An 11,873-nucleotide genomic window follows, 5' to 3' on the forward strand; every position below is an offset into this window, starting at 1 on the left:
CCAACAGCAGGACCGGCGGCTGTCGGACATTCCTACGTACGTAGGGGACGGCGGCGGTGACCTAGGTCGGCCGTGTTCGCCGAAGCCTTCGACGTGATCGACTTGGGGGCATCCTGAGGGAGTATCGGCATGCGGCTCGACCTGGCCGGATGATGAATCGCCATTCACGGGTTCAGAGGGTCGGCACGATCGGACGGATCGTTCCGTCTGCGGCGAACTCCATCCGGTCGACGGCCACCTCCCTGTTGGTCCCGTTCCCCGCCGGCACGGCGAACCGGTGGTAGGCGATGTACCACGTGTCGGTGCCGGGTAGGCGGACGACCGAATGGTGCCCGGTGCCCTTGATTCCGGCCTCCAGCCGCTTCTGCAGCACCACGCCGCGCGTGGTCCACGGTCCCAGCGGGCTCGACCCGGTCGCATACGCCACTCGATAGTCCTCGCTGCGGGTGTCGTTCTCCGACCACATGAGGTAGTAGATCCCGCCGCGTTTGAACACGAACGGCGCTTCGTTGTAGCCCGATGGGGTGATCGTCCTTACTTGCGCTGGGTCGAAGGAGGTCATGTCGCCGTTCAGCGGCACGACGCGGGCGACGCCCTGGCCCCAGTAGAGGTATGAGCGGCCGTCGTCGTCGGTGAAGACCATCGGATCGATCGCCTGGCCGGAGTACTGGCCGGCGGCGATGAGCGGCCGTCCGAGCGCGTCCCGGAACGGCCCCGTCGGCGAGTCGGAGACCGCGACGCCCAGCTGCTTGGCGGTGTTTCCGGTGGCGGCGCCGCCGCTGAAGTACAGGTAGTAGCGGCCATTGGCCGCCGCGACCGCCGGGGCCCAGGCCGAGTCGTCTGCCCAGGACACGTCGGGGCCGTGATCCAGGACAACGCCGTGGTCGGTCCAGGTCACCAGGTCGGCGGAGGAGAATGCCTTGTAGTACGTCCCGCGCCAGCTCGCGTAGCCGTCGGTCGTGGCGTACAGGTAGTAGCGGCCGTTGATCGCGGTGACATGCGGGTCGGCGAACAGGCCGGGGATCACCGGGTTCCGGTTGGTCTTGGGCGCCCAGGGCGCGGCGATCCGGAACGAGCTGTCCGCGAGGAAGGCCGCGGTGTCCTGGTAGGGGTCCAGCCAGAGCTCGAAGTCGCGATGCCTGATCCGCCGGTTCGGATAGTTGTAGGAGGTCAGCGACGTCGATCCGGCGACGGAACCGTCGGCGGCGCAGAACGTGGCGTCAGCCCGGAACGTCGCGTCGCCGGTGTTGGCGTCCACACGCAGCCGCCAGTCTCGGTGCCGCAGGAATCGGCCGTCCTTGGTCTGGAATGAGTAGCAGGAGGGCATGGCCAGGCCGTTGACGATGGTGAAGGTCGCGTCGAGCTTGGTTTGGGTCGCGGCGGCCGAGGTGACCGGGTCGACGCGGCCGAGCGCGTCGGCGTGCCGGACGTACCGGCCGGAGTAGTTGACCGACTCCAAGGAACGGGCGCCGGTCGGCAGCGTCGCGGCGAGCGCCGGAGCGGCCGTGGTCACCAGGTCGAAGCAGGCCAGAACGAGCGCGGCCGTGGCGGCCGCCCATCTGCTCACCGTCATGCGTGCCTCTTTCCGAGCACATCGATGTTAGCGCTATCAGTCTTGGGTGGACAGTCGATGAATCATCCGGCCAGGTCAGGCGCCGTCATAGGGATCGGCGACCGCGCCGCCGCGCGGGTCGAGCCGTTGACGGGTGATCACACGGGTGGGGCGCGGCGTGTCGAGCGGCTGGCGGCTCAGCCCCAGTGTTGCAGGAGCCGGTCGTACTGGGCCTGGGTGCTCGGCAGGACGGTGCCGTGGCGCGGCCGGCCGGGCGTGGTGCGGCGACGGGTGACCATTGCCGGGTGTTCAGGTCGGTGGTCGGTCCCGTTGTGCTTGATCGCGAGGGGCGGCAGGAGTGTCGTGCGCGTTGTCAGGAGAGGGCTCCAGCCGTGGCCCAGTACGGCGTGCTAGGCGGGCCCGCAGTAGGGGCCCTCGATGGCTCCCACGTTGTGAGCCCGCACACTGCGGCGCCGCGGACATCCTCCTGGCCGCACGGAGTGAGTGGTCAGCCGGCCGTGGTGCCGAGGTCGAGGTAGTCGATGTTGGGCAGTCCGGCTGTGGTGGTGGGATCCAACCGGATGGTGTTGCCGCCGGCGTTCAGCGGGACCGTCACGGGCTGGGTGGCCCATGTCGTCCAGGCGCCGGTGGATTCGAACGTCACCGTCGCCGCCGTGGACCCGTTGACGACCAGGGTGGCAGCCCTGGCGCCGCCGGCGCCGTTGGCGAACCGGATCCCGAGCGTCGCCGTACCGGCCGCCGAAGCGTTCGCCGTGAACTGGGCATAGGCGCCGGCGGCATTGTCGCCGTTACAGAAACCGCTGCCGGAGAAGCCGGCCCAATTCGCGTCGATCGTGCCCTGACACACCGCCGGCGCGGTCTCCGCCTCATACCGCTGCCCCGCCGGCGTGTCCCCGGACGTCCTGACGAGTCCGAGGTCGTCGACGAACAGGTATCCGTTGCCGGAAGCCGCCCGGATCGTGATGGTGGCCGTGCCGGCGGACACCGGGATCTCCGCGAGCTCGCGCCGGGTCCAGCCACTGGATGCCGGAATGTCGAGCGTGCGCGAGGCACCGCCGGCGTCCGCGATCGTCACCTGCGCGGCGCTGAGCGAACCGGTGGTCCTGGCGAAGGCGGACAGCCTGTAGACGCCGGCCGGCACAGTGATCTGTTGCCGCACGCCACCCGCATAGGACTGCGTGGCGCCGATCCGCAGTGCGAAGCGCGACCCGTTCGCGGCGCCGTCGACGTTGGTCACCAGGGAGGTCGGCCCCGCCTCGCGGAAGTTGGTCCATCCCTGCACCTGGGAGACGATGACGCGGTCGGCCTGGAAATTGGGGTTGAGAGCGTAGTTGTTGCCCGGGCCGACACGCCACTCTCCGGTCGTGGCGTTGAACTGCCACTGGCTCACGGAGTGGAACTGGGGCCGGGCGCCGGTCCTGGTCACCGGCATCCACTGGTTGTAGCCGATGCCGTTCCAGGCGAAGTCGGCCCAGCGGTCGCCGGCGTAGATGACCGTGTTCTGCCTGGTTCCCTTGACGGTCACGAAGAACCCGGTCTGGGTCACGTGGCTGTAGTCCATCTCGGTGCCGGCGAGGGTGTACTCGCCGGTGTAGGAGCCTTGAATGTTGCCGCTGGTCGACTCGAGGACATGGGTGACCGAGGTGTTCCAGCCGTGCAGGTCCGAGGCTGCGTGGTAGTACTTGCCGTCGAGCTTGAACATGGCGTTGCCCTCGCGCCCGGCGGAGTTGTAGCCGATCTGCACCGCCGGCTCCACCCGCAACGAGTCGGACTCTCTCAGCTTGGAGACAAAGGCACGGGAGCGCCCTTCCCGATTGGAGAAGATCAGGTAGTCCTTCCCGTCATCGTCGGTGAAGACGGTCTGATCTCCGGTGCCCGTCGTCGGAGAGTTGACGACCTGGGTCTGGAAGTAGGCATAGTCGAAGGTGTCGGTGGGCGAGTCGCCCTGGAGGAACAGGACGCCGTCACCGCCCATCGCCGGGAGATACGCCTGCACGACAAGCACGTACTTGCCGGTGTTCTCGTTGTAGGAGACGCCCAGCCGGCCTACCCAGCCCGCCTGGCCGAGGGTGGCCCCGCTGGCGAGGCTCGTGGAGCGCGTGGCGACGCGGTTCTCGAACTTCCAGTTCACCAGATCCTTCGACGAGTACACGGGGATCGAGACGAACGTGACGTCGCCGTCGTACTTTCTCGTCGGATCGGCCCGGTAGAGCTCGGCGCCCGTGTAGTGCACGCCGTACCAGTAGTAGGTGTCGCCGAACTTGAAGACACCGCCGCCTTGCGAATAGATGGGGTTGCCGCTCGTGTCGTTCCAGAAGACATCGTTCGTGATGGTCTGGAACGTCCCCTCGTCGGCAGCCACGAGGTTGCCGGCGGCGGTCGTCAGCGCCGTCTTCGCGGCGGCGACTTCCGACGCGGTCGCCGAGGCGTCGGCGGCGACGCCGTCCGCGTTGGCCAACGCCTTGGTGAAGGGAACCCAGGAGTCGCTCGTGTACTTGCCGGCGGGGCGGGTTTTGTAGTCCGCGACCAGACTCTTCAGGCCACGAACCATGACCAGACCATCAGCGGCCGTCCGGAGTTTCTCGTGGGCGGTGGCGTCGTCGCCTCCTCGTTGAGTGAGCGAGTCCCTGGCTGAGGAGAAGGCCGCCCACGAGCCGGCGGTGTAGTCCGCGGCAGAGTGGTGGGAGACGTGGCTGTCGCGAGCCTCCAGGGGTTCAGCCGCCGCGGCGGGGGCACCGGATGCCGCCATTGACATGACCAGCCATGCCGCGGCGACGAGCCCTCCCCGCTCCAGCGTTGTGCGTAAGGTACCGATCATGGTGCTGCCCTTCGTTCATCGTGGCGCCGGCGCTCTCACCCGCTGACGTCGAGGTGGTCGACGTGGGGCGGTCCGGTCGCAGTGGTCGGATCCAATCGAATGGCCAAGAGAAGTAGCCGAGGTATCGGCCGCCTCGCAGTGGGTGTGGTCGTCGGCGAGGCGTCGGTGGCCCTGCCGACGTCGAAGGTCTCGGTCAGGAATCCGCGATCGGCCGTCTCCGTGCAGTCCCGGCCGGCTACTGGGACTGCACGGCCACGAACCGAAGGCGGTCGTATCGGTCCCCGGCGCCGGAGGGCGCCGGGGAGCCGGTCGGCTACGTGTTCAGCGGACGTAGATGTCAGGCTGCGGCGGGGTGCTCATGTCGTTGCCGAGGAAGAAGCTCGGGTGGGGCGGCTGGTTGTAGGCGGTGTTCTGCCAGGCGATGGCGACGCGGTACTGGGCGTCGTGCATCAGCGTGTAGATCCGCCGGTCGGTCTGGGCCGTGGTGGCGTAGACGCGCAGTGCGGCGTTGTCGTCCCGGGGCAGGATGATCTCTTCACGCCAGTCGCCGAACAGGTCGCCGGACAGGGACGGCGTGGATTTGGTGCCGTTGATGGAGTGCGCTCCGGAGGCGGTGAGCAGGCGCGTGTCGCTGCTGGTGCCGTACTTGTCGACGTGGTTGCCGTCCAGCAGTTCCCGCACCGGGTCGGCGTCCCACCAGGCCAGGAAGTTGTAGCTGCTGGGGTTGCGCCCGATGCTGCCGCCGGAGGCGTTGAAGAGGCTGCCCAGGCCGGTGCCGGTGCCCCAGAACTCGCCGCCGGCGTTGCCGGCGTGGATGTCCGCGGCCACGCCGCGGGCCGGGCCCTCGCAGTTACAGGTGTTGTTCTTCTGCATGATGGTCGAGCCGGTGTTGGCATCGCGCAGCGTGGCGGAGGCGCCGGAGCTCTGCTCGTGGATCATCCAGATCTCCTTGCCGGCACGGCCGGGCACGAAGTCTCCGACGTGCAGGGCGTCGCCGTGGGCGTAGAAGCCGGTGGTGTAGCGGCCGGTGCCGTTGGCGTTGACGGTCATGCCGCCGTAGATGGTCTCGTCGGTGCCGTTGCCGTCGACGTCGGCGATGGACAGCGAGTGCGCGCCGCGGCCGGTCCACTGGCTGCCGGCGCTGCTGGAGTCGAACTTCCAGCGCCGGGTGAGCTGGCCGTCGCGGAAGTCCCAGGCGGCGATCGCGCTCTTGGCGTAGTAGCCGCGGCCCATGATGAGGCTGGGCCGCTGGCCGTCCAGGTAGGCGGTGCCGGCCAGGAACCGGTCACCGCGGTTGCCGTAGTTGTCGCCCCAGTCGTTGATGTTGCCGCGGGCCGGGTCGAAGTTCACCGTGGACATGGCGGCACCGGTGAGCCCGTTGAACATGGTCAGGTACTCGGGCCCGGTGATGATGTAGCCGTCGGCGTTGCGGTGGTTCGCGCCGGCGTTGCCGATCACCTGCCCGGTGCCGGAGACGGTGCCGTCACCGGTCTTGACCGCCAGCTCGGCCCGGCCGTCGCCGTCGTAGTCGTAGACCTGGAACTGCGTGTAGTGCGCGCCGGCCCGGATGTTGCGGCCCAGGTCGACGCGCCACAGCCGCTGACCGTTGAGCCGGTAGGCGTCGATGTAGACGTTGCTGGTGACCCCGGACTGGGAGTTGTCCTTCTGGTCGCTGGGGTCCCACTTGAGGAAGATCTCGTACTGCCCGTCGCCGTCCGCGTCGCCGACGCTGGCGTCTCCGGCGGTGTAGTTGCTTCCCGGCCGGGAGATCGGCACGTCCAGGTAGTTGCCGCCGGTGAAGCGCAGCGACGGCTCGGACGCGGCCTGTTCGGCCCCGTTCACGACCGCTCGAACGGTGTAGGAGGCGTCCCCCGGCGCGCCGTTGTCCAGGTAGTTGGTGGCGCCGGTGAGTGGCGAGGGGTTCAGCTTGGTCGAGCCTCGGTAGAGGTTGAACCCGGTGCCGGCGCTCTCGGTGCCCAGCAGCCGCCAGGACACCAGGTTGCCGCTGCCCGAGCGCACGCTGACCAGGCCGCGGTTGAGATCCTCCATCTGGCGGCCGGTCGGGGTCGGGCCGCCGCCCTGGTCCGTCTCCACGTAGTCGATGTTGGCCAGGCCGTCGGCGGTGGTCGGGCTCAACCGGATGATGTTGTCGCCCGCGTTCAGCGACACGGTCAGCGTCTTGGTCACCCACGTCGTCCAGGCGCCGGTGGGGTCGAACGCGCTGGCGGCATGTGCGACCGCGCCGTTGACCAGCAGGTCCGCGGGACGGCCCGTGGTCCCGCCGTTGGCGTACCGGATCGCGATGGTGGCATCGCCGGCCGCGGCCGCGGTCACGGCGAACTGCGCCGCCGCGCCGGCCGCGTTGTTGCCGTTGCAGAATCCGCTGCCGGAGAAGCCGGCGTGGTTGGACTCGACGAAGCCGTCGCACGTGGCCGGCGCGTTCTCCGCCTCGTAGCGGGTCGCCGCGGAGGCCTCCGTGGCCATGACGAGGCCTGCGGCGGCCATCGTCAGGGCGACGCCGGCGGACAGCAGCGCGGTGCGTGGTCTACGTAAGGACATGAGGGAACTCCAACAGGTGGGTCGGGGGTGGTTATCGCAGGTACGGCACCGGCGACAGGTTCAGCTCGCGCATGCGCTGCAGGGCGAGCCTGGCCATCTCGTTCGCTCCGTAGGAGGAGAAGTGCGTGGTGTCATTGAGCTCGGTCAGGTAGAGCGCGGCCGAGGCGTTCGGGCCGAGCCCCTCCACCAGCGCCGCGCTCGCAGCGGTCAGGTCGATGAGCGACGTGTTCTGCGCGGCCGCCACCTGCCGCATCGTCGCCGGAAGATCGGCGCCCACACCGTTGACGTGCAGCGCCGTCGAAGTCAGCGTGCCGTCGGCGGCGAACAGCCGACGCACCGGAGGCGTGACCAGCACCGGCGTCGCGCCCTGTGACCGGACCTGGGTGACCAGGCTGGTCAGGTTCGGGGCGAACGCCGAGCCCGTCGTCGACTTGTCGTTGGGCCCGAACTGGATCAACACCATGTCGCCGCTGCGGATCAGTGGCTTCATCGCGGGGAACAGCGCCGCGTTGGACAGGAAGCTGCCCGAGCTCTCGCCCGAGTCGCCGTAGTCGGCCACCGACAGGCCCAGCTTGAAGTACTGCGGGAGCTGCTGCCCACCCGGTGCACGGCGCGACCGGTTGGTCGCAGACGGTCGAGTCGCCCGCCAGATGCAGCACCGGCCCGCTCGCCCGGGCCGGCCCGATCCCGTCCAACTCCGGGGCCGTCCCGGAGAAGACCAGGTCAAGCCCAGACTTCCCGGTGCCGCCCGGCCCGGTGGGCTGCCCTTCGGGCTGGCGCACGTTCACCGTGAACGAATACCGCGCATACGAGCCCACCGCCGTCGATACGGCAGGCAACACCGTACGGCGGACCTCCGCCTGCACGCTGGTCACGCCCGCGCTGGCTGGGTCGCCCAGGATCACGGTCACGTCGTAGTTGCCCGGCTGGACGTCGAAGTGGTAGGTGATCGGCGAGGTGCCGGTGCGCCTGGAACGCAGTGCCGGATCCGGATCCGGCCCCGGCGGGGTGCCGGTGCCGGCGTCACTCTGGGCGGGGGACGTGTGCGCCGTGCGGTCGGCCATCCGTGTCCAGGCCGACCCGTCGGTGGAGACCGAGACGTGGTAGCGGCAGGTGCGGGCGAACTCCCAGCGCACTTCCGTGCCGGTCGGCGTCGCCGCGCTTCCGGGGTCGACCTGCCACCAAGGGCCGGTCCTGCCGTCGGCGGCACACCAGCGGGTGGCGGTGTCGCCCTCGTTGGCCAGGAACGGGCCGCGCCCGGACTGGCTGGAGTCGGCGCTCGCGGCCTTGCCCAGCGCCAAGTCCGTCACCGCCTCGGCCGGGGTCGCGAGCGGTACGGCGAGCACGCCCGTCAGAGGGGCGAGTCTCGTGAAACCCGGCGGTCCGACTACGCGATGGCCTGACCGAGATAAACCCATGATGATTCGTGCTCTTTCGTGAGGGCCCATGGTTGTCCAGCTTCTTCGGGCTCTGCCTTACGGCGTCCACCTGACGTGGGGATTGAGGTGGCCGCTCCAGTTGAAGACGGCCATGTTGTCCCACTCGTTACCGCTGCTTGCGATGTTCGCCGGGTCCCAGCCGTTGCCGGGCACCGCGTACCAGGTCGGCTCCCAGTAGAAGACCCCGATCGCACCGGCGTTACGCGCTGTGCTCTGCACCGCCGCGAACTGCGCGCCCTGCCCCTGCCAGGTCATCCCGTATCCGGAGCAGCCCGAGGTGACCACGTTGCGGGTGGAGTCGGCGTTGTCGGCGGTGAAGGGGTAGGCGGTCTCGGCGATGATGACGTCCTTGCCGTACCGGGCGCGCATGTCGGCGATGACCGTGGACAGGTTGGACAGCGTGCCGTGCCACATGCAGTAGTACGACAGGGCGGTGATGTCCCAGGACACGCCCTTGGCCCGGATCCCGTCGTAGAACCAGCGGGCGGAGGACAGGTTTTCGGCCAATGCCGTGTGGATGACCACCTGGGTGCCGGGGTTGCAGGCCTTCGTCGCGTTGTACCCGGCTTTGAGCAACAGGCTCAGGTTCGTGAAGTCGTTGTTGGTCACCTTGCCGTCGTTCCACAACATGCCGGTGTTGATCTCGTTGCCGATCTGCACGCTGTCCGGGACGGTGCCCTGCGCCTTGAGGCTTCTGCACACGTCGAAGGTGTAGTTGTAGACGTCGGACTGCAGCCGGCTGATGCCATGGCTGGACCAGGCGGCGGGCTTGAACTGCTTGCCGGGGTCGGCCCAGGTGTCGGAGTAGTGGAAGTCGACCATCAGCTTCAGGCCCTTGGCCTTGATCGCCCGGGCCTGTTGCAACACCATGGCCTTGTTGTTGTAGCCGCTGATCGGGTTGTGCCAGATCCGCAGGCGGGCGTAGTTGACGCCGATGCCCTTGAGGATGTCCAGCGGATCTCGCTGCGCGCCGGCGGCGTCGTAGTACTTCGCGCCGAGATCCAGCGCGCGTCGCAGGGAGGAGACATCGGCGCCCAGCATGCCGAGCGAAGCGGCGGCGGCGTGGGCCGATTGCCCGGCGGGGACGGTCGCGGCGGCGCATAACGCCAACGCCACCAAGATCCTTTTCATGGGTTCTCCGGCGGTCGGAACAGGGATCGAAAGCAGGGATCACCCCAGCGCCTGCCCATGCTGATGGCGCGGCCGACCGTGCACAGCTGGCGGTGTCGCCGGCTGCGGACACGGTGGACCGGCCCGGTGGACCGGCCCAGTGGACCGGCCCAGTGGACCGGCCCAGTGGACCGGCCCAGTGGACCGGCCCAGTGGCGCCCGCGTGCTGGGACGCGGGTGGGCGGACAGTTCACATGAGCGGGCTGGTGTCGACGGTCGCAGTCAGGCGGATGTCGTGTCGCTGCCTGTTCTGCGGCGGGCTATGGCTGGGATCGGGCGCGAAGTCGCGAGTGGGGTGGGGGATGCGACCACAGGTCCTCCTCACAGACTGGATGAAGCTCTGTGAACGTGCACAGTAATGCAGAGCATGGCGTACTGAAAGGGCCTCTTTGAAATCCGAGGTAAGGGCGCTGTGAGCAAGCAGGCCACTGCAATCGTCGGCGAAAAGGCCATCTTCCTGTCTGTGCACGTTCCCAGAGATTGCGATCTGCGGAGTGCGGACGTGAAAGTTACATGCGGCCCCCGGCCATCGGGCGCATGGAGAAACCGGCCGACCGCGCGGGCGTGGCACAGCGAACCGGATGACGTCAGGAGTCTTGGCGGGGGCGACCGGTGCTCTGTTGTAGCCGGTTCGGCCGGCCATGCCGCTGGAGTACGTCGCGGCGGCCGTCGACCGTCCCGACAGCCTGTGGGGCTCAATAATTGGATTCGACGTCTGCCCTGCTGGTTCTTGGTGGTGCCAGATGGCGATCCGGTACTCGTTGATGAGGCCACCGAGGATGGTTCTGCGGTAGACGCGATTGCTGGCCAGGTCTACTGGCGATGGCGGTCCGCTTCAGCTTGGGATGGGCTTAACTGCCCGATACCACGGTGGGGCCGGGCACTGTTGTAATGCTCCAGGTATCTGGTGAGAGTCCGGCGCAGGTGTTGCTCGTTGAGAATGAGCGTGCGGTCGAGGAGTTCGCGGCGTAGGGTGCCGATCATTCTCTCGCAGTGTGCGTTGGCTCTCGGGGCTTGTGGCGGGCTCTTGAGGACGCGCAGGCCCGCGTCGGCGAAGACCGTGTCGAAGGCATCAGTGAACTGGCCGGCACGGTCGCGGATCAGGAACTTGATGTTCGTCGTGTCGGTATCCATGAGGAAGTTGCGGGCGGCCTGGGTGGTCCATTCGCCCGTGGGGTTGGCGGTGACACCGAGCAGGTGGGCGCGGCGGCTGCGGTGTTCGAGCAGGACCAGGGCGTATATGCGTTTGAGGTTGTTGGTGTCGACGTGCAGGAAGTCGACGGCGACGATGTGCTCGGCCTGGGCGGCCAGGAACTGCTTCCACGTTGGCCCGCTGCGACGCGGGGCGGGGTCGATCCCGGCCTGATTCAGGATGTTCCACACAGTAGAAGCGGCGATCTTGTGGCCGAGGCGGGTCAGTTCGCCGTGGATCCGCCTGTGGCCCCAAGTGGGGTTGTCGGCGGCCATGCGCAGCACCAGGGCCTTGACCGCAGCCGCGGTGGGCGGCCTCCCGGGACGGCGCCGCCAGTTGTAGTCCCACTTGTTCGCCACGAGCTTGCGGTGCCAGGTCAGCAGGGTAGCCGGGGATATCGAGAAGATCTTCACCCAGCGGCGTCGGGGTATCAGAGACGAGAGCGCCGCCAACCACAGGCGATCGGCCAGTTCATAGCGCACCCGTGGGACCTGACGGCGCAGAACCGCGTTCTCGTGCCTGAGCACCAGCAATTCCGCTTCCTTGGAGACGTCACTGCGAAACAACAGCGCGGGCAGAGACAGCAGACGTCGAGTGACGGCGTACACCGTGGACAAGAGCACGAACGATGATCCCAGGCAACCCGAACACCAGCCGCCCACTGTCCCAGGAACGCCCGGCCCGACCAGGCGATGAACCCAGCGCCGGCGACGAATCGTGTTCTTGAGCCCCACAGATTCAACACCACCCGCCTGCACTCAGCCATCGGACACCTCCCACCAGAGGAGTTCGAGGCGATCTACTACGCTCAACACCACCCCACGAAGCCCAAGCAATCAACCGCTGAAGTCTCCATCAAAGCCGGGGCGGTTCAGAAGAAGGTCATCGAGGCGATACCGGGCATCCCCTCCTGACCAGCGGCAACACCCAGCCCTAGTGACACGCCGCGCACGCGTTCCAGCATGCGTTACCGCAGCTCAGCCCCTGGATTCGGGTACTTTTCCTCAGACACATCTGTGGAACCCAAGACATGGGAGGCCCCTGATCCAATCGGAACGATATCTGGTCGGCTTGTGGTTTCCTGCCGAAAACCTGTGCTTGCCAGCGGATTCCGCGGACATC

Annotated in this window: 8 protein-coding genes and 1 pseudogene; 2 read left to right on the forward strand and 7 right to left on the reverse strand. The window is 68.0% G+C overall.

The features are described 5' to 3' along the window. Positions 1–172 precede the first annotated feature (172 nt). The 4 genes from AB0J69_RS43910 to AB0J69_RS43925 form a co-directional block, all read right to left on the reverse strand. On the reverse strand, positions 173–1,573 hold the full coding sequence (locus AB0J69_RS43910) for a family 43 glycosylhydrolase (protein ID WP_364130894.1): 1,401 nt from the start codon (positions 1,571–1,573) through the stop codon (positions 173–175). Between the two features lie 487 nt (positions 1,574–2,060). Then, positions 2,061–4,391, reverse strand: a complete 2,331-nt coding sequence (locus AB0J69_RS43915) for a CBM35 domain-containing protein (RefSeq protein ID WP_364130897.1) — start codon at positions 4,389–4,391, stop codon at positions 2,061–2,063. Between the two features lie 321 nt (positions 4,392–4,712). Next, complete coding sequence (locus AB0J69_RS43920; protein WP_364130900.1) at positions 4,713–6,950, reverse strand: carbohydrate-binding protein; 2,238 nt, start codon at positions 6,948–6,950, stop codon at positions 4,713–4,715. 31 nt (positions 6,951–6,981) lie between these two features. Further along, positions 6,982–7,602, reverse strand: a complete 621-nt coding sequence (locus tag AB0J69_RS43925; protein ID WP_364131025.1) for a GDSL-type esterase/lipase family protein — start codon at positions 7,600–7,602, stop codon at positions 6,982–6,984. On the opposite strand from AB0J69_RS43925, the gene AB0J69_RS43930 reads away from it, so the two are divergent. Together AB0J69_RS43930 and AB0J69_RS43935 are read left to right on the forward strand one after the other, a co-directional pair. Then, positions 7,554–7,868: a hypothetical protein gene (locus AB0J69_RS43930; RefSeq protein ID WP_364131027.1), complete on the forward strand. Its 315-nt coding sequence runs from the start codon at positions 7,554–7,556 to the stop codon at positions 7,866–7,868. The genes AB0J69_RS43925 and AB0J69_RS43930 overlap by 49 nt on opposite strands. A 27-nt stretch (positions 7,869–7,895) precedes the next feature. After that, entirely contained in the window at positions 7,896–8,057 is a 162-nt protein-coding gene (locus AB0J69_RS43935; protein WP_364130903.1) for a hypothetical protein, read from the forward strand. Here the strand turns inward: AB0J69_RS43935 and AB0J69_RS43940 are convergent. From AB0J69_RS43940 to AB0J69_RS43950, 3 genes and pseudogenes are all read right to left on the reverse strand, one after another. Further along, positions 8,033–8,398 (reverse strand): annotated as a pseudogene (locus tag AB0J69_RS43940) (discoidin domain-containing protein); the annotation flags it as partial. The gene AB0J69_RS43935 and the pseudogene AB0J69_RS43940 overlap by 25 nt on opposite strands. Positions 8,399–8,425: 27 nt before the next feature. After that, the gene (locus tag AB0J69_RS43945) at positions 8,426–9,520 is read right to left on the reverse strand and encodes a glycosyl hydrolase 53 family protein (protein ID WP_364130906.1); all 1,095 of its coding nucleotides are present in this window, start codon (positions 9,518–9,520) and stop codon (positions 8,426–8,428) included. Positions 9,521–10,372: 852 nt separating this feature from the next. After that, positions 10,373–11,485 (reverse strand): integrase core domain-containing protein, encoded by a 1,113-nt coding sequence (locus AB0J69_RS43950; protein ID WP_364130909.1) that lies wholly within the window; start codon positions 11,483–11,485, stop codon positions 10,373–10,375. Positions 11,486–11,873 lie beyond the last annotated feature (388 nt).

This window comes from Nonomuraea sp. NPDC049709, assembly GCF_040674815.1.
Classification (GTDB): domain Bacteria; phylum Actinomycetota; class Actinomycetes; order Streptosporangiales; family Streptosporangiaceae; genus Nonomuraea.

Coding starts and splice junctions, on each gene's coding strand:
- AB0J69_RS43910 (WP_364130894.1), bottom strand. CDS start 1,573: ATGACGGTGAGCAGATGGGCGGCCGCCACGGCCGCGCTCGTTCTGGCC.
- AB0J69_RS43915 (WP_364130897.1), bottom strand. CDS start 4,391: ATGATCGGTACCTTACGCACAACGCTGGAGCGGGGAGGGCTCGTCGCC.
- AB0J69_RS43920 (WP_364130900.1), bottom strand. CDS start 6,950: ATGTCCTTACGTAGACCACGCACCGCGCTGCTGTCCGCCGGCGTCGCC.
- AB0J69_RS43945 (WP_364130906.1), bottom strand. CDS start 9,520: ATGAAAAGGATCTTGGTGGCGTTGGCGTTATGCGCCGCCGCGACCGTC.